At 42.9% G+C, this 20,273-nt stretch carries 20 protein-coding genes; 15 read left to right on the forward strand and 5 right to left on the reverse strand.

Annotation, left to right across the window (positions count from 1 at the left end; translation table 11 throughout):
• Positions 1-5 precede the first annotated feature (5 nt).
• On the forward strand, positions 6-584 hold the full coding sequence (locus HMPREF9447_RS17925) for a sugar-binding domain-containing protein (RefSeq protein ID WP_009131178.1): 579 nt from the start codon (positions 6-8) through the stop codon (positions 582-584).
• An 84-nt stretch (positions 585-668) separates the two neighbouring features.
• On the forward strand, positions 669-989 hold the full coding sequence (locus HMPREF9447_RS17930; protein ID WP_044138352.1) for a hypothetical protein: 321 nt from the start codon (positions 669-671) through the stop codon (positions 987-989).
• Positions 990-1,273: 284 nt separating this feature from the next.
• Here the strand turns inward: HMPREF9447_RS17930 and HMPREF9447_RS17935 are convergent, their stop codons facing one another.
• Positions 1,274-3,868 (reverse strand): glycoside hydrolase family 3 C-terminal domain-containing protein, encoded by a 2,595-nt coding sequence (locus HMPREF9447_RS17935; protein ID WP_009131180.1) that lies wholly within the window; start codon positions 3,866-3,868, stop codon positions 1,274-1,276.
• Between the two features lie 166 nt (positions 3,869-4,034).
• Between HMPREF9447_RS17935 and HMPREF9447_RS17940 the strand changes: the two genes are divergently transcribed.
• From HMPREF9447_RS17940 to HMPREF9447_RS17960, 5 genes are all read left to right on the forward strand, one after another.
• Positions 4,035-4,556 carry an RNA polymerase sigma factor gene (locus tag HMPREF9447_RS17940; RefSeq protein ID WP_009131181.1) on the forward strand — a complete coding sequence of 174 codons (522 nt, stop codon included), beginning with the start codon at positions 4,035-4,037 and terminating at the stop codon, positions 4,554-4,556.
• The gene (locus HMPREF9447_RS17945; protein WP_009131182.1) at positions 4,553-4,972 is read left to right on the forward strand and encodes a hypothetical protein; all 420 of its coding nucleotides are present in this window, start codon (positions 4,553-4,555) and stop codon (positions 4,970-4,972) included. Before HMPREF9447_RS17940 ends, HMPREF9447_RS17945 begins: the two co-directional genes overlap by 4 nt.
• Positions 4,973-4,996: 24 nt before the next feature.
• Positions 4,997-5,440, forward strand: coding sequence for a DUF6108 family protein (locus tag HMPREF9447_RS17950; protein WP_009131183.1), 444 nt, complete (start codon positions 4,997-4,999; stop codon positions 5,438-5,440).
• Between the two features lie 34 nt (positions 5,441-5,474).
• A complete protein-coding gene (locus tag HMPREF9447_RS17955; RefSeq protein ID WP_009131184.1) occupies positions 5,475-6,353 on the forward strand; it encodes a hypothetical protein in 879 nt (292 codons plus the stop codon).
• Between the two features lie 94 nt (positions 6,354-6,447).
• Positions 6,448-6,915 carry a nucleoside deaminase gene (locus HMPREF9447_RS17960; protein WP_009131185.1) on the forward strand — a complete coding sequence of 156 codons (468 nt, stop codon included), beginning with the start codon at positions 6,448-6,450 and terminating at the stop codon, positions 6,913-6,915.
• Positions 6,916-7,118: 203 nt separating this feature from the next.
• On the opposite strand, the gene HMPREF9447_RS17965 is transcribed toward HMPREF9447_RS17960, so the two are convergent.
• Together HMPREF9447_RS17965 and HMPREF9447_RS17970 are read right to left on the reverse strand one after the other, a co-directional pair.
• Positions 7,119-8,732: an OmpP1/FadL family transporter gene (locus tag HMPREF9447_RS17965; protein WP_009131186.1), complete on the reverse strand. Its 1,614-nt coding sequence runs from the start codon at positions 8,730-8,732 to the stop codon at positions 7,119-7,121.
• A gap of 47 nt (positions 8,733-8,779) precedes the next feature.
• The gene (locus HMPREF9447_RS17970; RefSeq protein ID WP_009131187.1) at positions 8,780-10,180 is read right to left on the reverse strand and encodes a hypothetical protein; all 1,401 of its coding nucleotides are present in this window, start codon (positions 10,178-10,180) and stop codon (positions 8,780-8,782) included.
• 282 nt (positions 10,181-10,462) lie between these two features.
• On the opposite strand from HMPREF9447_RS17970, the gene prmA reads away from it, so the two are divergent.
• The 5 genes from prmA (at position 10,463) to HMPREF9447_RS17995 (ending at position 15,661) form a co-directional block, all read left to right on the forward strand.
• Complete coding sequence (prmA, locus tag HMPREF9447_RS17975) at positions 10,463-11,305, forward strand: 50S ribosomal protein L11 methyltransferase (RefSeq protein WP_009131189.1); 843 nt, start codon at positions 10,463-10,465, stop codon at positions 11,303-11,305.
• Positions 11,306-11,473: 168 nt separating this feature from the next.
• A complete protein-coding gene (locus HMPREF9447_RS17980) occupies positions 11,474-12,964 on the forward strand; it encodes an amino acid adenylation domain-containing protein (RefSeq protein ID WP_044138353.1) in 1,491 nt (496 codons plus the stop codon).
• Positions 12,965-12,970: 6 nt separating this feature from the next.
• Entirely contained in the window at positions 12,971-13,213 is a 243-nt protein-coding gene (locus HMPREF9447_RS17985) for an acyl carrier protein (protein ID WP_009131191.1), read from the forward strand.
• 3 nt (positions 13,214-13,216) lie between these two features.
• Positions 13,217-14,605, forward strand: coding sequence for an MBOAT family O-acyltransferase (locus HMPREF9447_RS17990; RefSeq protein ID WP_009131192.1), 1,389 nt, complete (start codon positions 13,217-13,219; stop codon positions 14,603-14,605).
• A gap of 21 nt (positions 14,606-14,626) precedes the next feature.
• Complete coding sequence (locus HMPREF9447_RS17995) at positions 14,627-15,661, forward strand: hypothetical protein (protein WP_009131193.1); 1,035 nt, start codon at positions 14,627-14,629, stop codon at positions 15,659-15,661.
• Between the two features lie 9 nt (positions 15,662-15,670).
• On the opposite strand, the gene HMPREF9447_RS18000 is transcribed toward HMPREF9447_RS17995, so the two are convergent.
• Positions 15,671-16,537 carry a glycoside hydrolase family 25 protein gene (locus HMPREF9447_RS18000; RefSeq protein ID WP_374937425.1) on the reverse strand — a complete coding sequence of 289 codons (867 nt, stop codon included), beginning with the start codon at positions 16,535-16,537 and terminating at the stop codon, positions 15,671-15,673.
• A 63-nt stretch (positions 16,538-16,600) separates the two neighbouring features.
• On the reverse strand, positions 16,601-18,247 hold the full coding sequence (locus HMPREF9447_RS18005; RefSeq protein ID WP_009131195.1) for a diphosphate--fructose-6-phosphate 1-phosphotransferase: 1,647 nt from the start codon (positions 18,245-18,247) through the stop codon (positions 16,601-16,603).
• 182 nt (positions 18,248-18,429) lie between these two features.
• Between HMPREF9447_RS18005 and HMPREF9447_RS18010 the strand changes: the two genes are divergently transcribed.
• The 3 genes from HMPREF9447_RS18010 to HMPREF9447_RS18020 all read left to right on the forward strand — a co-directional run bounded on the left by HMPREF9447_RS18010 (position 18,430) and on the right by HMPREF9447_RS18020 (position 20,270).
• Positions 18,430-18,699, forward strand: a complete 270-nt coding sequence (locus tag HMPREF9447_RS18010) for a hypothetical protein (protein ID WP_009131196.1) — start codon at positions 18,430-18,432, stop codon at positions 18,697-18,699.
• A gap of 9 nt (positions 18,700-18,708) precedes the next feature.
• A complete protein-coding gene (locus tag HMPREF9447_RS18015; RefSeq protein ID WP_009131197.1) occupies positions 18,709-19,263 on the forward strand; it encodes a 1-acyl-sn-glycerol-3-phosphate acyltransferase in 555 nt (184 codons plus the stop codon).
• 209 nt (positions 19,264-19,472) lie between these two features.
• Complete coding sequence (locus tag HMPREF9447_RS18020; RefSeq protein WP_009131199.1) at positions 19,473-20,270, forward strand: amidohydrolase; 798 nt, start codon at positions 19,473-19,475, stop codon at positions 20,268-20,270.
• The last annotated feature ends 3 nt before the right edge of the window (positions 20,271-20,273 follow it).

The raw sequence follows: 20,273 nt of genomic DNA on the forward strand, positions 1-20,273 counted from the left end.
ATTCTATGAGACGAATAATAATTGCCATGAGTTTATGGTGTTTATTCTTAGGAACAGGTGTAATGATTGCAGAAACTGATGGCAGAGAAACAATCAACCTAAACAAAGAATGGACATACAGGTGTGGTGATTATCATGATGCCCAACAACCGATATATGACGATTCAAAGTGGGAAGCTATAGGTTTACCTTATTCATTCAGTATACCTTATTTCATGTCTAAAGACTTCTATGTAGGATACGGCTGGTATCGGAAACATCTCAGATTGGATAAATCGGACTTGACTAAACAGTTATTTCTGGAGTTTGATGGAGTATTTCAGGAAGCCGAAATATTTGTTAACAGGCATCTGGCCGGAAGCCATATAGGAGGATATACAGGCTTTTGCATCGATTTCTCACAATATGCTGTAAGAGGAGACAATATTTTGGCGGTGAGGGGAAATAACCTTTGGTCGCCGAAAGTGGCTCCCCGTGGAGGCGAACATGTTTTCAGCGGTGGCATCTACTGCAATGTCCGGTTAGTGAAAAAGCAACCGGTACATTTGGACTGGTATGGAATTTCAATCACTACCCCTCGTTAGAAATAAATCAAGGTAGTGCGTCAGAAGTGCGGGTAAAGGCTTGTGTAAGGATACTCTGCCGGTTATGCGGCTGATGGAGATAAAATGACCTGGTGGCAGCCAGATAAAGAAGATCGTTCCATCTACTGGAGCCTAGATACCGAAAGGGTGCTTTTACTTCATCAGGTAAAAATAACTTTTGCACAATTAAAAGCATTCCGATATAAAGTTAAAGTTTCAAATGACAGCAATAACTGGTCACTCCTCTCTGACCAAACAAATAACTCTAAAGAGATAAAAGAACAAATTATAGAAAAAGACGATAAAATGAAGCTATGTTTCGTCCGAATAAGTTTTCCATATCAGGACGGTTTCATATTACCCGTATTGTCGGAAGTAGAAGTAAAAGGGATTGTCTCTAATTAAGACATAACTACGTAGAGTTACTGCACAAAAAACTCTGCAACAGGACTTCAGCTAACAGTCACTCGATACTCGTTCTTCAAATCCTTAGTTTTGTCTTGCCAGCCAGTTTCCGAATTTGAACATCCTATCAGTCAGCTTGTGTATTGCTTCGTTAAATGTGCAAACAGTCTATAAAATAGCATAGCTTTCCTAAAGGAAAATATTGTCAAAGCAAAATAAAACTTCCCTTATGTAACACTTCTTTCATTTTTGATGCCGCATTCTCTTTTCCTAATAATCCGCCTTTACCTCATTATGCTTTTCCAGACACATTGCCTGTTCTTTATCGTCTCTTCTGAAGGCTGTCCGCCTCCCAAAGAAATTTGCACTTCTCCTTTCATTGGCACAAAGTTTCCAGCAACATCTACTACGGACAACTCTTTAGATGTCAGGACAAACTCTACCATCTGTGATTCGCCTGGCTTTAGATTAATTCTCCTGAATCCCTTCAGAGCTCGAATCGGAGTTACAAAGTCACGAGGATTGGAGACATACAACTGAACAACTTCCTCCCCTTCGTATTTACCCACATTCGATACTTCCGCTGTTACCTTAACTGATAGCTTATCCAGTGACGGCTGTACTTTTATCGTGTTATACTGAAAATCAGTATAACTCAATCCATATCCGAAGGGGTAAACAGGAATACCCGTAAAGTAACGGTAAGTACGATTCTTCATACTATAATCTTCAAAATCAGGTAGGTCATTTACGTTCTTATAGAAAGTCAGCGGCAAACGACCTGATGGATTATAATCTCCAAACAGGACATCAGCTATAGCCTGACCGCCTGCCTGACCACCATACCATGCATTCAAAATGGCCGGAAGATGTTCGGATTCCCATTCAAGTCCGACAGCACTTCCTGTCATTAATATAAAAATGACAGGTTTACCGGTTGCATACAGTTCTTTCAGTAAGTTTTGCTGCACAACTGGAATAGAAATGGAAGTACGGTCTCCCCGCTTAAAACCATCTATTTCAACTTTCATTTCTTCACCTTCTACTTTTGCAGAAAGACCTCCGACAAAAACAACTACATCTGCGTCCTTTACAGAAGAAGCCGTTTGCCTGTAATCAGCTTTCCTTAGCGTCCCCATATCAAATTTGATTTCTGCATTATCAGCGTGCTGTACATAATGGATTTCCATCAGATATGATTTACCCTTTTCTGCATTCAGAGGATAATATGAGTTAATATTTCCGACTTTATTTTGCTTGACTCCGTCAATATACAAGTCTGCCATATCGTCGGCTTTTAATTCGAAACAAATCTCACCCGTCCGCTCAGGTTTAAAAACCGTAGTCCAAACGGCAGACATCTGTCTCGTAATAATGCTACTGCCTATCTCCTGTCCATCCCCCCACTGGTAATCGACATTCTTTTCCTGCCGGGATAAACCGGGGCTACCTTTCCACTGTGTATTCTGATAATAATCGGCCTTAAATCCTTGTTGCCCGTCATAGCTGAACAAATCATCATCATATGCAGAAGTGAAAATGAAATCATCTGTCAGATTAACTCCTTTCTCATAAATGACTTCCACCTGATCGCCTACCTTTCCCTTAATGCCTTCCAGAACAGTTGTCACACATGATGGATAACCATAATAATTGGCAAGCAACACACTTTTATCATCCGCATTCGGTCCCACCACTGCTATCTTCTTTATTTTATTCATATCCAGAGGTAACAGTTGCTTTTCGTTCTTTAGTAATACAATAGATTGACGTGCCATTTTCAAAGCATGCGCCTTATGAGCATCACATTCCAGAACCGATATAGGTATATCCGAATAAGGCACGCGGTCATCCGGATCGAACATACCCAAACGGAAACGAATTTCAAACAATTTCTTCAAAGAAACATCCACTTGTTCTTCCGTTATCAATCCTCGGACAATAGCATCCGCCAAAGCCCGATAAGCTCCATTTCCGCACTCACAATCAGTGCCATGCAACACAGCATCCGCAGAAGCTTCTGCTGCATCCTCATGAGTATTATGAGTATTATAGAAATCCTCGATAGCTCCACAATCCGACGTCACATATCCATCAAACTTCCACTGATTTCGCAAAATATCCATCATCAGCAGATCGTTGCCACAACATGGTTGTTCAAAAAATGAATTATAAGCACACATCACTCCCGTCACTTTAGCATCAACCACCAATTCACGGAATGCCGGAAGATAGGTATCCCACAAATCATGATTACTCACCTCTGCATTATAAGTATGTCGGTTCCACTCCGGTCCGCTATGCACAGCATAATGCTTTGCACAAGCAGAAGACTTCAAATAAACAGGGTCATCCCCTTGAAGCCCCTTTACGAATGCTACGCCGATAGCAGCAGTCAGATATGGATCTTCTCCATAAGTTTCCTGCCCTCTCCCCCAACGTGGGTCCCGGAATATATTGATATTCGGACTCCAATAAGTCAATCCTCTGAATATACCCGGAGTTCCTTTTCGGGCAGCATCATGATAGATGGCACGTCCCTCATCCGAAGCATACTCTGCCATCTGATAAACCGACTTCGTATCCCAGGTAGCTGCCATTGCAATAGCTTGCGGAAAGGAAGTGACCGGATAAGGACTTCGGGCTACCCCGTGTAAACATTCGTTCCACCAATTATAAGCCGGAATTCCCAATCGTTCAATAGCAGGAGCATTATTCATCATCTGAGAAATTTTTTCTTCCAGTGTAAGGTGTCCCACTAAATCATTCACTCTTTCCTCTACCGGAAGATCCGGGTTCTGAAATTTGTACACTGTTTGTCCCGCCAGTCCAACAGAAAATAGAAACAAACTACAAATTAAGCTCAATTTTCTTTTCATATTAGTTTCAATACAATTTATTCTGAATGCAAATATATCTCCTCTCCATTAAAGAAACTATAAAAAGAGACTTAACACGAACTTAAAAAACAAGCAATCTTACGAATTATTCTTTTTTTCATATTTGATGTCACGTTTACCAACTTCATTCGTCTTATCAATGTAAATGGAACTTAAACAATTTAAAATATCCGTTCTTCCTCTCCGCGATAAGCTATTGAATTATGCGCGGAAGTTGACCGAAAGTCCGGACGATGCAGAAGATGCCGTGCAGGAAGTCTTGCTCAAGCTATGGAACAAAAGGCTTGAACTGGAGCAGTACCGCAGTATTGAAGCATTCGCCATGACCATGACTCATAATCTCTGCATGGACATGTGGCGCACCAGGCATACTACCAACGTACCGCTGGAATATGTGCAGGATGCCACTCCCAGTGGAACACCGGAACGGCTGCTCGAAATAAAAGATGAAATCCGCCTGATGCGTGAAATTATCGATTCACTGCCTGCCTTGCAGCGCACCATCATGAAAATGAAGGACATCGAGGAATACGAAACGGAAGAGATTGCCAACATCACAGGCTGCAACCCGGAAGCTATCCGAAGCAACTTGTCGAGGGCACGGAAGAAAGTGAGGGAAATTTACCTGCAAACCATACAAGAAAGAATAAGGAGGAACCAAGCATGAAGATAGAAGAATTAATAGATCGCTATTTCGAGGGACAGACCTCGTGCGAGGAAGAACGTGAACTACGCTGTTTCTTCAACCGGGAAAATATACCCGAACACCTTCAAGTGTATCGTCCCTTGTTCATCTGTCTGGAACAAGAGGTAAAAGCATTCCAAGAAAAGAGTGTCCCTACAGCTAAGCTTCCCTCCCATCGCCGCCGCTTCATCTATATGATGAGCGGAGTGGCAGCCGGAATATTATTGCTTATCGGTATTGCCGGCACCAAACAATACCTTCACGTTACTCCAGAGAATTATGTCATCATTGATGGCAAGCAATATACCGACGACAATCTGGTACGTGAACAAGCTCTTGCCGCTTTTCGTGATATGCGGACCACAGAAGATGAAGTACTTGACCTGATGTTTGAATAATAGAAAAAATTAATAGATATGATTATGAAAAAGTTCATTCGTACCCTGCTATGTTGCCTGCTGTTACTATTCAGCACCGGCATGTACGCCCAAAAAGGGCTACAAATAGCTTCCGTATTTCAAAAATACGGCAACCAGAAAGGGGCTACCTACGTGGAACTGTCCAAAATGCTATCCAAGAACTGGGACATCACCCACTATCAGAGCCTGAAACTGGCGAAAGCAGAAAAAGCATTGCCCGAAATTTACCGTTGCCTGGAAGCTGACCGCGAACACGCCAAGAAGATAAAAGAAGTAGTGACTGACGGACAAATACAATCAGGTTACTACCAGTTGCCTCCATTACAGAATAAGACTAACCGTTTCATACTGTTCCGGCTTGGAAAGAAAGGTGAAGCCACACTTATCTATATCGAAGGCGAAATAGACAGTGACGACCTTGTTACACTGATATTCAGCAAAGATTAACTCTGAAAATTATAAATCACAAATTATAAAACTTATGAAACGAACATTCTTTTTATTCCTGCTTATGACTTCCATGGCGGTCATGGCACAAGAAAGCATCCCACAAGACACCACTCTTTACCTCAATGGACGTAAAGTTGTCATCAAGGAGCGTGACGGCAAAATTAAAGTAAAGATGTACGAAGCCAAAACTGAAAACGATACCATAGAGAATACACAAGTGTTTGAAGGTGTATATCTGGACGGCCGCAGTATCGAACGAACCACTACCGTATCCGTACCCTTTATGAAAAAGAAAAAAGGCAACTATCGCTTCGATCCGCATTATCCTGCCTTTTACTTTGGCTTCGACAAGCTGGCAGGCAGCAAGTTTCAATATTCTGCTGAAGTCCCCCAACTCGGTTCCAAGTCCTGGGAATGGGGTATCAACCTGTTCAATACCGGGGTTGCCATCACTCCTAACAATCACTGGGGACTGACTACCACCCTCGGTTTTGCCCGCATAGTCCATAAACTGGATGATAATTATGGCTTCGAAAAACTGGATGGCATCACCGTTTGTCGCCCGGCTGAAGGAGATACTGAATATCAGAAAAGCTGGTTGCGCTACTGGGCTTTCCGTCTGCCCGTCAGCCTTGAATGGCAAACCAGATTTGGTAGCCGCCGTGCCTTTCTTGCAGCCGGTCCGGAAGTGGAATGGCGTGTGGGAGTTAAATCCAGAGCCAAATATGATAATAAAAAACATACATTGAGTGATAAGTTAAATACCCATCCGCTTGGATTGAATCTGTTGTTACAGGCAGGTTACGGTTGTCTGGGATTCAATGCTCGCTTCGCACTCACTTCTCTGTTTGAAAAAAATAAAGCTCCTGAACTCTATCCGGCTTCTATAGGCATAGGTTTATACTGGTAAGAGTTACACAGCACTGGCAATATCGATTGGTTTTAGCTGATAAAGCAAAAAGATTTCTTATCTTTGCCTTATTACTAAAACCAATCATTTTATTATGACCAAAGAAGAATTAATGAGAAAAGCGATTGAACTCTCCACGGAGAATGTCGCTAACGGTGGCGGTCCGTTTGGTGCCGTCATTGCCAGAAATGGTGAAATCATAGCCACCGGAACAAATCGTGTTACAGCTTCATGCGACCCAACAGCACATGCTGAAGTCAGCACTATTCGTGCGGCGGCTGCCAAGCTGGGAACTTTCGATCTCAGTGGGTGCGAAATCTATACTTCTTGCGAACCGTGCCCCATGTGCCTCGGTGCTATCTATTGGGCTCGACTGGACAAGATGTATTATGGAAACAACAAGACTGATGCTAAAAATATAGGTTTCGACGACTCCTTCATTTATGATGAGATTGCCTTAAAACCTGCTGACCGTAAACTACCGTCGGAAATATTGCTGCACAACGAAGCTATCAAGGCTTTTGAAGCATGGACCAAGAAAGACGATAAGATAGCCTATTAAGACCCTGTCAACAAGAAGTTAAGAGTTTGTCTACAAAGAGCTAAGAGTTTATTGACAAGGTATCAACTCTTTGTAAAAGTATTATTTTCAAGACTTTATACAACAGTAAAATCCCCGAAGTTCTGCAAAGCAGTCTCCGGGGATTTTGGTTTAATACACAAGGTATTTGCAATGAAAGGTTATTTGCTTATATTGTTGTTTTTTTAGAAACGCATACCTAAAGTAAATATCACTTGACTACGTGTATTGGTAACCTTAGTTTTGTTCAGATATTCATCATCAAAAGCATAGAAATCAGACTTATAAGTACTATACTGATATGCTAAATCCGCATAAACCAATGAGCCACGATAACCAATACCTAATGTGTAATTACTCTTGGATTTCGCATTAGCATAGTCTGTATCTGTCATAACTGAATTCAATGGCAAATCTTTATATGCTCCATCTTTGTAAGCAGCTGAACTATAATTATATCCGGCACGCAAAGCAAACTCTGGAATCACCTTATATTCAGCACCTAAACGGAGAGTACTCACTCCCTTTAACATTTCTTTCACAGTAGAATTCTCATATCCCATTTCATCTCCTTCAGGATAATGAAGGCGTATGCTCGAATAATCTTGATATTCATATTCAGCACCAAGAGCAAGGTTTGTACCTACCGTATATCCTAAACTCAAATTATACTTCCACGGAGTGCGGAGTTCATAATCATAAGTCATATCCTTATTATTCAGAAAGTCATAACTGTCTACTGTTGATCTGTAAAGTTCATCCTCACCTTTATCATTCTGTCCATAAATATCAGACACAAGGCGAACATTAGTAGCCAATGTCAATTTATAAAACGTAGGAGTATGCAAGGCAAGACCAATACGCAAAGGAGAAGTTTCAATAGGACGTATGATTGCTCCGATTTTAAAGTCAAATCCACTTCCGTCAATATTCGTCCAGCTTGTCACATCATAACCTTCACCCGCTCCATAATCTTCACTATAAACAGAACTCTTGGTATAATTCAAATCATAAGCCCCTACAGTTAACCCCAAGTATACCCGATCATTAAAATTGAAAGAGATATTGAAATCATACTGGTCAATTCCACCAGTTTCCCGTGAATTGAACTTGCTATAAGGTTGAGGAAGAAATGCTCCAAACCCTGTCAGCTTGTCTTTATGTTCTTTATCCTCATATAGAGGGTTATAAAGCGCTCCACCCCAACCTATGGCAGCCAACCAGCCTACATTAGGGTTCGTAAAGACATTATCATTGGTCGTGGCATTATCATCTATATATTTTATATTATACCCCTTTTCGAACATTCCACCAGCCTGAGATGCCATCTGAAATGTTTGCGAAACAACGTCACCATCGGGGGTTAAATTAATCAACCCCTCCATTGACATCGTCTTATTAAATGATTTGGCACGATTATAATTAAAAGCAAAATTCACATAACGCAAAGCAGTCTGATTACCTATTTTATTAGAAAGCACAAAACCCGCATTATTCAATTGCCAACGGTTCTTATTTGAATTTAAAGTATTTCCACCATACGTACTTTCTGTCCCGGTTGAAGAGAAACCAAATGAGACAGCAGCATCATTGCTACGATAGATACCTATGCCGGCAGGATTGGTTGCAATGGTAGACATATCGCCACCCAATGCTCCCATAGCTCCGCCCATACCTACAAAACGAGCTGTTCCATTCAAATCTTTCTCTGTCATCTTCGTGACATCATATATAGTCTGTGCACCCATCCCTATCGAAGCAAGTAAGGAAAAGGCCACTAAAGTCAATTTCTTATTCATAATCAACGTTCTTTATAGTTCAAAACTATTACATTCTCACAATCTATTTATCTTCTTCCGCCGCCTCTGCTGGAAGATCCGCCTCCACCGCCACTTGAACGGGTGGAGCCTCCACCACCGCCTGAAGAATAGCTACCGCTGGAACGTGAACTACTTCCTGATGAATAACTACTGCTGGAAGAAGAACGAGTAGTGGAAGAAGAGCGATTGCTATCATAAGAACGAGTGTTTGAGCCACTATTGTAATTACGTGGGGTAGATGAACTACCGCGGTTGTATGTTGACGAACTGCGAGTAGTGCTACTACTGCGGGTACTGGTTCCTGAAGGGCGAACTGCAGAACTTCCACGATTGCTACTGCTACTACCACGTACACTTTCCACGTTGCTATTATATGAATTGCTACGAGTACTGCTCGGACGCGTATATGTAGAGCGACGTGATGAAGCTGCATCTGTCCGTGTACTCATTCCCGGACGTTCGGATGAAGCACGGGTTCCTACTACACGCCGAGTTGAACTTGCACCGGAACTTCTTCTTACTTCTCCACTTGTGGAGCCTGAACTACGACGAGCCTGATAACCACTTGTTCCTGACGAACGACGGGCTGTAGATGAACCGGATACACGATTTCCGGAAGATACGCGGTTTCCATAAGAACGTCTGTCTGTATACACACGACCTCCGCCCCAGTTGCCACCTCCCCAGTGTCCACCACCGGGATACCAGCCACCGCCGGGATAGTGATGATGGTGATGGTGCCCCCATCCCCAATTCCAACCGCCATAGAAGCCGCCCCAGCCAATGCCCCAGCCGCTGTAGCTATAATAAGGAGAGTAACCTCCCCAACCATAGTAAGGATAGCCGCCCCAGCCATAGGAGTTATAACGCCAATCCCACCACAAACGGTTAGAGAAAGTTGGGAAAGCATAAGCATACATTCCATCGGTATATACATTCCAGTCCCATGAATTCATGCCATATACAACATCCCAATAGTACGGGCTACTGATGCTCACAGCATAACGCGGGTTACGGAAACGAACAATACGCATTGCATATTCATAATCATCTTCCGAACCTTCGAAGCCATTCACCCATTCACCATCCGGATCGGGCACTGCCTTTTCTTTTATGTATAAGGTATCGTCTTCCATGGCAAAGTCATTCTCACGCGAATCATAACGACGGTTATATTCGTCCACATCACGTGTATTTCCTTTACGATCCTGTACTACAACAGTAGTGTTCCCCGACGACGTATAAACCGTAGTCGGTACATTCGACTTTACTACAATTTCTTCAGCACGAGTCGTTGTTTTCTTCTCCTGCTTCTTTTCCTTCTTATCCTTAGAAGGGATGTAGTAAAGGTCGTCATCTATGCTCTGCGCCGAAACCATCCAGGGGAGGCACAAGGCAAAAAGCGATAAAAAAACAATCTTTTTCATATGGGTGTGGTTTATAGGTTTTACAATAATCCATTCTATCACGTCACAAAGATAGCGATGGGATTTACCGTATGGGGGAGAAATTCCCGAAATGATTATAGGGATTTCCCTAAATGCTTTATCTTTAAAGAAGATAAGCTGCATCTCAGCATAACTTTTTCATGCAAGCATGAAAGTTCTGCATTCGATTTGCATTATCTTTGCAACTGATAAACAAATATACAAAGAAACAGGTTCGCCATATAGAAAAACTCTTTGTATTTAACAATAAATTGTATTCCAATGAAATATTTAGAATTTACCTTCCGCACTTCTCCCTGTACCGAAACAGTAAATGATGTGCTTGCCGCTGTCCTAGGTGATGCAGGCTTCGAGAGTTTTGTTGAACAGGAAGATGGCATTGCCGCTTACATACAGAAAGATTTGTATGACGAAACAGCCGTCAAAACAACAATCGAAGAGTTTCCTCTGCCGGACACAAAGATTGAATATACTTTTGTGGAAGCTGAAGATAAAGACTGGAACGAGGAATGGGAAAAGAACTTCTTCCAGCCAATTATCATTGGCGACCGTTGCGTTATTCACAGCACCTTCCACCATGATGTTCCCAAGTCGGAATATGATATCGTAATCAATCCACAAATGGCTTTTGGCACAGGACATCACGAAACTACCAGCCTCATTATAGCCGAACTGTTGGACAGCGACTTGAAAGGCAAGTCCCTGCTCGATATGGGTTGCGGCACTTCCATCCTCGCCATTCTTGCCCGCATGCGTGGTGCAGAGCCTTGCACCGCCATTGACATTGACGAATGGTGTGTGCGTAACTCTCTGGAAAATATCGAATTGAATCATGTGGATAATATTTCCGTATTCCAGGGAGACGCTTCTTCTCTGGAAGATAAAGGCCCATTCGATGTGATTATTGCCAATATCAACCGGAATATCCTGCTGAATGATATGGAACAATATGTACGCTGCATGCATCCTGATTCGGAGCTCTACATGAGTGGATTCTATGTGGATGACATTCCTCTAATTCAGGCAGAAGCCGAACGCAACGGACTGCACTTTGTCCATCACAAAGAAAAAAATCGTTGGGCAGCCGTAAAATTCAAACTTTAAAACTTATTCATCCCGCAAAGCATCTACCGGAGAAGTCCGGCTGATGCTGAGCGCCGGAAGAAACACTCTTTAACGTTTTCTCCATAGGGAGAAAACAAAATCCCCCTGTCTTTACTACACAGAGAACGAAACTGGACATTTACTATAAACTATCAACTTACAGACAGAATGGGAAAACATCAAAAAGACATGATCGATGATATCATGAACACTTTCAAAAAGTACGCAGAGAACCCTGCATTTGTAATCAATGATATCACCTATACCTATCGGGAACTATCTGAAACCGTATATAGAATATCTACTTTAATCAACGAAAGAGAAGAAAAAACTATCGGTATTGTAGCAGAAAATAAGTTAGAAACATATGCCTCCATACTGGCAGTCTTAATCAGTGGAAAGACTTATGTAATCTTACACCCAGCCTATCCCAAACATAGAAATAAAAAGATAGCCGAGTTAGCCGACATCCATTTAGTCCTATATACCAAGAATATTCGTGTATTGAATTTGGATACCCAGAACGTAGACTTCATATGCACTTCAGACCTGCAAGAGACCATCCCGTCACCGTCTGCCACTCATACGGATAAAAATGGAAATGCCTACATCATCTTCACTTCCGGCAGTACGGGAGAGCCTAAAGGAGTCCCTATCTCCCGCCGAAACCTGAATGCTTTTTATGTCGCATACAACCAACTGGGCTGGCAATTGGATGAGAATGACCGGATGCTGCAAATGTTCGAACTCACCTTCGATGTTTCTATCGTATCTTTCCTATACCCACTGACCATAGGCGCATGTGTATATACTGTTTCACCGGAAGGTGTGAAGTATATCAATGTCATTGAAACCTTGGAAAAATATAATCTCACATTTGCTGCAGTAGCCCCTTCCCTCCTCCAATTACTACTACCCTATTTCCCGGAAATTCAACTTCCCGAATTGAAATATCTGGTAGTGACTGCCGAAGCATCCGATGTGGAGTTATTGTCAGCTTTCAGAGCCTGTGCCCCCAATGCCTCCTTCGTAAACCTTTACGGTCCTACAGAAGGTACCATCTATTGCACGGCTTACCCAATACCAAACACTTTGTGCAAACACCACAACGGTATGATTGCCATCGGAAAACCCTTCGCCGGAATAGATGTGCTAATTATGGACAGCAATGCCACTCCCGTCTCTACAGGAGAAACCGGAGAACTCTGGATCAGCGGTATGCAAGTAATGAACGGCTATTGGAATTCCCCGGAAAAGACACAAGAATGTCTCACCGAAGGACCGGACGGAAAAATCTATTATAAAACCGGAGACCTTTGCCAGATAGATGCAGATGGTGATATTATTTATTGCGGACGAAAAGACTCCCAGATAAAGCTGCAAGGATTCCGCATCGAACTCAGTGAGATAGAGCATGTGGTGAAGAACTACTTCAATAATGAGTGCAAAGCTATCGTTCTCCCTAAGTATGGAGAAAACAATCAATGCGAACTACATCTGGTCGTTGAGAAAGTTTATCTCGACAAGCAGCAGATAGAAGAGCACATGAACAGCCGATTGCCTTTCTATATGGTTCCCAAGCACATTCACTGTATGGAACACTTCCCACTGAACACCAGCAGCAAAACTGATCGTAAAAGAATACTAGAATTAATATAAACTAACATGGATACGCAGACTATTTTAGACCAACTGAGCCTGATTTTTCAGGAGATTTTAAAGAGAGACAACATCGCTCTCACGAGTGAAACCACAGCCCAGGATGTAGAAGGGTGGAATTCGTTGACCAATATGCTCCTGATAAGCAGAATAGAAAAAGAGTTCAATGTGCATTTCACTTTCAGAGACATCGTTCGTTTCAAGAATGTAGGAGACATTTGTAGCGCTATTTTAACCAAAACAAAATAGAAAATGTCATTCATATCCTTAAATTTTGTCACACTGTTTGTGTGTACGTTCCTCCTATACTACACAACCCCACCCAAATACAAAAAAATTATATTACTGTTGTCGAGCTGCATTTTCATAGGCTTCTACCACATAGCCTTTCTGATGATAGCACTTCTCATTTCACTGACAACCTTCTTTCTTGGCAAATGGGTGGGGCGGGCGCAACGTGAGCAGGATGCAAAGAAAGTCTATGTCTCAGGCCTATGCTTTCTTATCATAAGCTGGCTGACATTCCGATATGCCAACCAACTGCCTGGCTTGCATTTATTATTTCCGCTGGGCATCTCTTTTTATACCTTCCAGGCCATTTCATATCTGACGGAAGTTTACTGGAAAGAAGAAAAACCGGAAGAGAACATCATCGACTTCATGATATACATGCTTTTCTTCATGAAGTTCCTCTCAGGCCCTATAGAGCAGGCAAGAGACATGCTCCCCCAATTGAAAACAGGCAAACCAACAGACTATTCATCCATCGTCTACGGCATGAAACTGATTGTAGTGGGACTAGTAAAGAAGCTGATACTTGCCGACTATATCTCCCCATACGTGGATGGTGTTTTCAATTCCGTACACGCAGCATCCGGCATCCAATTACTGATGGCATGCCTTTTATATCCCATAGAACTATATGGAGACTTCTCCGGGTATACTGATATTGCACTCGGGGGAGCCTGTATGCTGGGATTTAAACTCAGTCCCAACTTCAACCGCCCGTTCATAGCGCAAACCACCGCCGAATTCTGGAGAAGATGGCATATGTCCCTCTCTTTCTGGGTGAGGGATTATCTGTATCTTCCCTTATCCTCCGGGATGCGCGGTTGGGGGCAATGGGGCGTATTTCTAAGTTTATGCCTGACATTTGCAGGATTAGGGACCTGGCATGGCGCAGGATGGAATTTCATCATTTACGGACTAATACAGGGACTCATCATTTTCTATGAGATGAAGACAGGCACTTTCCGTAACAAGATTAAAAACTGGCTGGGTTCTCCTTTGTTCAGCACTTTATCCATTATCCGCACCTACCTTCTTTTTGCTCTTTCCCTGATTTTCTTCCGGTTGGAATCTGTTTCCGATGCACTTTATTACATCAAGAATATTTCGTTCAGCACCCATATCAGTTGGAGAGAAATGAACATCGGAATGCCGGACCATAACTGCATCATAGCAGGTAGCGCCCTCGTTCTGATTTTAGTCTACGAGTACTTCATGTCCAAACGGGATATATTAAAAGCTTTGGAAAAGCAGTCAATGCTTGTCAGATGGGGTGTCTATTATCTGTTAGCCATCCTGTTCTTCACCTTGGGGCAGTTCAATTCCGACAGCTTTATCTATTTACAATTCTAACCATCAACAAAAGACAGAACAATGAAAAAAAACAGTGAGCAGAGTGCAGCCCTGCGCTTCGCTATGAAATTATTCATACTCCTGATACCATTCATCGCCTTATTGGCGGTGTACTTCCTGAACGACCCTTTCATGGTCCTGAAACGTTATGAACGTTACGATAAGTCTCCTGTGTTACTGAACGAAGGATACGCCGGTTGGCAAATGTACATGAATAATCGGGATTCCATTACTTTTGATTCTTTTATAATGGGAAACTCCTGTACGATGGCTTATCAGTGTCATGAGTGGGAAAAATATCTGGATGGCGGCAGAGCAGTCCGCCTGTTCGGAAACGATGAAAGTCTGGCAGCCATCTGCCGGAAATTACAAGCTTTGGATGAAAATGGTGCGGAAATAAAGAATCTGCTTCTGATTCTGGATAAGGAATCACTGAGTAAAGACCAGATTCAGAACAGTTATAACTACGTGCTTCCACCTGCCGTATCGGGAATGAGTAATTTCAGCTTCCAGGAGAAATTCTGCCAGGCTTTTTTCTTTCCCGGTTTTCTGTTTCCTTATCTCGATTATAAGATGTTTCATCAATATCGCCCTTATATGAAAGGAGTGATAAATCCTTATGATGCTATCAAGGACCCGGTAACGAATGATGCTATAAATCCCAGAGAGAAAATGATTCAGGATGAAGGAGAGCAGTATTGGGAAACTCATAAGAAGGAATTCCAAAAAACAAGCGACAGCAATTACAGAAATGGAAAATATCGAGAAGATGCACAAGTACTTTGGGAAGCGCAAACCGCATTATTACAAAAAATAGAATGTATTTGTCAGCTACATAAGACTTCGGTAAAAGTGATAATCAGTCCTAACTATAATCAAATCAACATCAATCCGGCTGATATAGAAATACTGAAAAATATCTTCGAAGAAAAGAATGTATTTGATTTCAGTGGTGTCAATGAATATACGAATGATATCCATAACTATTATGAGAAGGGGCATTACAGGCCTATACTTGGGGCACAATTATTGCAGAAAGTATATGGCGGACAATAGGGAAGAGCCTCACTTTTGCAGAGTGAGCGCCCGCAAATCTTCTAATGTGCCATTAAATACATTCAGGTCCACCTCCTCCTTGATGCCGGGAACATTCCCTACATCCGTATGTTGCCAGAAGTGCCACGGACCTTCGTATTTCACAGAGTCCACGTAATAATGCGCAATCCAATAAGGATACGTATTGAATACAGAATCATTGAGAAAGCGGCTCTTAAATTTATAAGAAGTATAAAGGATGGGCTTTACGCCATAATGCGCCTCTACACGGTCGAGCCAAGTCTTGACGGCAATCTTTAAATCATGGGGTGTGCTTTTGCCGATGGTTTCCACATCAAGCACGGGAGGCAAATCTCCGGTAGTAAGCTGAACGGTGCGGATAAAGAAATCAGCCTGTTTGTTGGGATCAGTTTTGGGAGAAAAGAAATGGTAAGCACCACGAATAAAGCCATAACGGCGTGCTTGGTCAAAGTTGAACGGGAAAGTATCGTCACCATGATCACCACCTTCGGTAGCTTTCATAAAGACAAAATGAATGGGGAATTTGGATGCTTTGTTGGAAGTCAGTTGCACCCAGTCTATGCTTCCCTGATAATGAGAAATGTCAATGCCATGCACTTCATAGTCGCAGGGCATGCAGACACCGTATCCTTTTTGCCCCGCACAGGGTTTCCAGCGATAAGCATACGGACGAATGAAGAACCAATAGAAACCTGCGGAAAATACAGCAATAATGCAAACAGCAAGTATAGTGCGTAACCATGCAGGCATGATGCGCTCTTTACTTTTCTTCTTACCCCGACGTGCAACGGGTGCAGTTGGGCGGGAAGCAGGTTTCCGGCGGGTTGTGGTTGTACGAGGTTTCTTGTCTGCCATAAATGACAATAATAGGAAAAGAAAGGGCGGAACCAAGCCCGCCCTTCCCTTTTATTTAGAAGATTATTTTGCTTGTTCTAACTGCAAAGTCTTCGTCGGCTGGTCACAAACTTCCGTAGGTCCGAAGTACTGGATAGGTCCCGGATATACATAGTCCGTAGTGATAGCCCACTGATCGCGCTGAGCGGCAAATGCCTTGAACGGAGCACCGTCCAGTTTCACCAGAGCTTTCTGGATAACCGGCTTCATTTCGCCGTGACGACGTTCCATGTTCATCATCATTGTGATGGGCACACCACCTGCAATCCATTGGTCAGCCGGAGCAGTAGTATTGCGTACAGAAGACATATAACCGGTCTTACCGTTAGCAATCAAAGAAGCTGCCGTATAACCCAGTGAGTAGCAATAGTCAGCATCGTAATTAGACGGAGCAGCACAACGGCCTTCATAACCGAAGAAGTGGTGCTGAGAAGCGAACTTACCAACGAACTTGCCTTCTTCTTTCCATGCAGCAAGCTTGGTAGCTACCATTTCGGACAACAGTTTCTCTGTTTCGATAAGAGATACCTGTACGTTTCCATGCGGATCACGATCCAGTGTCAACTGACGTGCAACGCCTTCGGGCAAACTGGCATAAATAGCTGCATTTTCCGGAGAAAGTTTACGGATGATATAATCACGTTGGTGTGACTTCTTGATTTGAGAGAATTCTTCTGCATTTGCAGCAAGGAAGTCGTTCAACTCAGCAATCAGACGCTTCATAGCAGGGATGAACTCAATCAGACCTTCGGGAATAAGTACCGTACCGAAGTTGTTGCCTTGTGCAGCGCGGTTAGCTACCACCTGAGCGATAGATGTTACCACATCGTCCAGAGACATGTCATTAGCCTCAACTTCTTCTGATACGATACATACGTTAGGCTGTACCTGCAAAGCACATTCCAATGCGATGTGAGAAGCAGAACGTCCCATCAGTTTGATGAAGTGCCAGTATTTACGAGCTGAATTACAGTCACGTTGGATGTTACCGATAACTTCAGAGTAAACCTTGCAAGCTGTGTCGAAACCGAAAGAAGTTTCAATCATCTCGTTCTTCAGGTCACCGTCGATAGTCTTCGGACAACCGATTACCTGTACGCCGCACTTCTTAGCTGCATAATATTCAGCCAATACACAAGCATTCGTATTAGAATCGTCACCACCGATGATAACCAATGCTTTGATATCAAGTTGTTTCAGGATTTCCAAACCTTTCTCAAACTGGTCTTCTTTTTCCAACTTCGTACGGCCTGAACCGATGATATCGAAACCACCCGTGTTGCGGTATTCATCGATAATGTCAGCAGTCAGTTCCATATAGTTATGGTCCACCAAACCACCGGGGCCAAGGATGAAACCATAGAGCTTGCTGTCCTTATTCAGATTCTTGATACCGTCGAAAATACCGGAAATCACATTGTGACCACCAGGAGCCTGACCACCTGAAAGGATAACACCCACATTCATAGCGGGGAAGTTAGCCACTTCGTCAGTAGCCTCAAACTTAATCAAAGGCATTCCGTAGGTGTTAGGGAACAATTTCTGGATAGCCTCCTGGTCGGCTACAGATTGAGTAGCTGCGCCAGCCACCGCCTTAACGGCACCCTTCAGCGCTTTCGGAAGTTTGGGCTGATAAGCAGCCCTTGCAATTTGCAATGCACTTTTTGTCATTTTATCTAATTATTTAAAGGTGTTAGTAAAGTTTCGTTCAAAAGCGTCGCAAATTTCGTGTTTTTTTCTGAATTATGAAAGGATGCGCACATCAAAAAAAATATGAAATGTTGGTTTATACCGTGGAAAGTACTTATCTTTACCGAAGAAATTTCAATTTATTCATTAAAAAAGTAAAGATTATGGCAAGTAGAAGAGAACTCAAGAAAAACGTCAACTATATCGCAGGTGAACTGTTCATGGAGTGTTTGGTAAACAGCTTATACGTACCCGGAACTGATAGGGCAAAAGCTGATAAACTGATGGGGGAAATTCTGGAAATGCAAGATGAATTCATTAGCCGCATCAGCCATACCGAACCGGGAAATGTAAAAGGTTTCTACAAGAAATTCCGCGAAGACTTTAACAAGCAAGTGGACGCAATTATTGACGGTATCGGTAAACTGAAGTAAGCATCCGGAATGAAAAAAGCAATATACGGCTTTATCTACTATCGCATTTTGGGATGGAAGACGAACGTGACGGTGCCGGATTATGATAAATGCGTGATAACCGCAGCACCTCATACATCAAATTGGGATTTATTTATCGGCAAACTATTTTATGGCGCCATCGGTCGGAAAACTAGTTTCATGATGAAGAAAGAATGGTTCTTCTTTCCGCTGGGACTAATATTCAAAGCAGTGGGTGGTATACCTGTGGATCGGGGACGCAAAACATCATTGGTAGACCAAATGACGGAAAGGTTTGCAAAAAGTAAGAAGTTTCAACTTGCGATTACACCGGAAGGAACCCGTAAAGCTAATCCTAATTGGAAGAAAGGATTTTATTTTATTGCTTCAAAAGCGCAGGTTCCTATTGTGATGATAGGAATTGATTATAGAACCAAGACGATTTCTGCTACAAAGGCAATAATGCCGTCAGGAGATATCGAAAAGGATATGCGTGAGGTAAAGCTCTATTATAAAGATTTCCAAGGAAAGAATCCGGAAAACTTTGCTTTGGGGAATATATAAAGGTATCGACTCCATATCTTCCCTGTAGTTTATCCATATCAACTCCGTACCAACTCCGTGTCTGCTCCGTAGTATCTCCGTACCAGCTCCGTACTCTATAGATACGGAGATACTACGGAGTTGGTACGGAGCAGACACGGACCGGATACGGTTCGGACTAAGAGCTGAACGTACAAAGCGAATAATCATTTACTTCTTAGCTAAATATTATGCGTGTAACTCTATTACAAACAGATATTGTTTGGGAAGATAAACAAGAAAATCTCCGCCTACTCCGCAAAAAGCTGGAAATGCTTCGCGGAGAAGCGGAGATTGTTGTCTTACCCGAAACCTTCTCTACCGGATTCAGCATGAACAGCCGGCAATTGGCTGAGCCTGTAATCGGAAACACCATCACCACCCTGCGCCAATGGGCGACAGAGTTCCAAATTGCCATCGCAGGCAGTTACATTGCCTGTAACGAGGATGCAACTTCTTCTACAGAAAACCACCCCTACTACAATCGTGCCTTTTTCCTTACTCCCGAAGGAGAAGCTTATTACTACGATAAACGCCACCTTTTTCGCATGGGAAAGGAAACGGAGCATTTCACTGCAGGAAACCAGCGGCCCATTATTTCTTACCGGGGCTGGAACATCCTTTTGCTTGTCTGCTACGACCTGCGCTTTCCGGTCTGGAGCCGCAATGTGAACAATGAATATGACCTTCTGATATATGTTGCCAACTGGCCTGTGCCCCGCCGCCGGGTATGGGACGTACTACTACAAGCCCGCGCACTCGAAAACATTTGCTACGTATGTGGCGTGAATCGTGTCGGCACGGATAACAACCAAATGTCCCATAGTGGTGGCAGTGTGATTTACTCCCCCAAAGGCGAACTCCTCGCCAGTGTGCCCGACAACGAAGAAGGTACCGCCACCGCTCCTCTCGACCTCTCTGCATTGAGAGAATTCAGACAAAGATTTCCCGCATGGAAAGATGCGGAGTGTTTTCAAATTAACATTTAATAA

Source organism: Bacteroides oleiciplenus YIT 12058 (genome assembly GCF_000315485.1).
Lineage (GTDB): Bacteria > Bacteroidota > Bacteroidia > Bacteroidales > Bacteroidaceae > Bacteroides > Bacteroides oleiciplenus.

What these genes read in the sequence shown, in the direction of transcription:
- HMPREF9447_RS17925 (WP_009131178.1), top strand. Translation starts at nt 6, where the DNA reads ATGAGACGAATAATAATTGCCATGAGTTTATGGTGTTTATTCTTAGGA.
- HMPREF9447_RS17930 (WP_044138352.1), top strand. Translation starts at nt 669, where the DNA reads ATGACCTGGTGGCAGCCAGATAAAGAAGATCGTTCCATCTACTGGAGC.
- HMPREF9447_RS17935 (WP_009131180.1), bottom strand. Translation starts at nt 3,868, where the DNA reads ATGAAAAGAAAATTGAGCTTAATTTGTAGTTTGTTTCTATTTTCTGTT.
- HMPREF9447_RS17940 (WP_009131181.1), top strand. Translation starts at nt 4,035, where the DNA reads ATGGAACTTAAACAATTTAAAATATCCGTTCTTCCTCTCCGCGATAAG.
- HMPREF9447_RS17945 (WP_009131182.1), top strand. Translation starts at nt 4,553, where the DNA reads ATGAAGATAGAAGAATTAATAGATCGCTATTTCGAGGGACAGACCTCG.
- HMPREF9447_RS17950 (WP_009131183.1), top strand. Translation starts at nt 4,997, where the DNA reads ATGAAAAAGTTCATTCGTACCCTGCTATGTTGCCTGCTGTTACTATTC.
- HMPREF9447_RS17955 (WP_009131184.1), top strand. Translation starts at nt 5,475, where the DNA reads ATGAAACGAACATTCTTTTTATTCCTGCTTATGACTTCCATGGCGGTC.
- HMPREF9447_RS17960 (WP_009131185.1), top strand. Translation starts at nt 6,448, where the DNA reads ATGACCAAAGAAGAATTAATGAGAAAAGCGATTGAACTCTCCACGGAG.
- HMPREF9447_RS17965 (WP_009131186.1), bottom strand. Translation starts at nt 8,732, where the DNA reads ATGAATAAGAAATTGACTTTAGTGGCCTTTTCCTTACTTGCTTCGATA.
- HMPREF9447_RS17970 (WP_009131187.1), bottom strand. Translation starts at nt 10,180, where the DNA reads ATGAAAAAGATTGTTTTTTTATCGCTTTTTGCCTTGTGCCTCCCCTGG.
- prmA (WP_009131189.1), top strand. Translation starts at nt 10,463, where the DNA reads ATGAAATATTTAGAATTTACCTTCCGCACTTCTCCCTGTACCGAAACA.
- HMPREF9447_RS17980 (WP_044138353.1), top strand. Translation starts at nt 11,474, where the DNA reads ATGGGAAAACATCAAAAAGACATGATCGATGATATCATGAACACTTTC.
- HMPREF9447_RS17985 (WP_009131191.1), top strand. Translation starts at nt 12,971, where the DNA reads ATGGATACGCAGACTATTTTAGACCAACTGAGCCTGATTTTTCAGGAG.
- HMPREF9447_RS17990 (WP_009131192.1), top strand. Translation starts at nt 13,217, where the DNA reads ATGTCATTCATATCCTTAAATTTTGTCACACTGTTTGTGTGTACGTTC.
- HMPREF9447_RS17995 (WP_009131193.1), top strand. Translation starts at nt 14,627, where the DNA reads ATGAAAAAAAACAGTGAGCAGAGTGCAGCCCTGCGCTTCGCTATGAAA.
- HMPREF9447_RS18000 (WP_374937425.1), bottom strand. Translation starts at nt 16,537, where the DNA reads ATGGCAGACAAGAAACCTCGTACAACCACAACCCGCCGGAAACCTGCT.
- HMPREF9447_RS18005 (WP_009131195.1), bottom strand. Translation starts at nt 18,247, where the DNA reads ATGACAAAAAGTGCATTGCAAATTGCAAGGGCTGCTTATCAGCCCAAA.
- HMPREF9447_RS18010 (WP_009131196.1), top strand. Translation starts at nt 18,430, where the DNA reads ATGGCAAGTAGAAGAGAACTCAAGAAAAACGTCAACTATATCGCAGGT.
- HMPREF9447_RS18015 (WP_009131197.1), top strand. Translation starts at nt 18,709, where the DNA reads ATGAAAAAAGCAATATACGGCTTTATCTACTATCGCATTTTGGGATGG.
- HMPREF9447_RS18020 (WP_009131199.1), top strand. Translation starts at nt 19,473, where the DNA reads ATGCGTGTAACTCTATTACAAACAGATATTGTTTGGGAAGATAAACAA.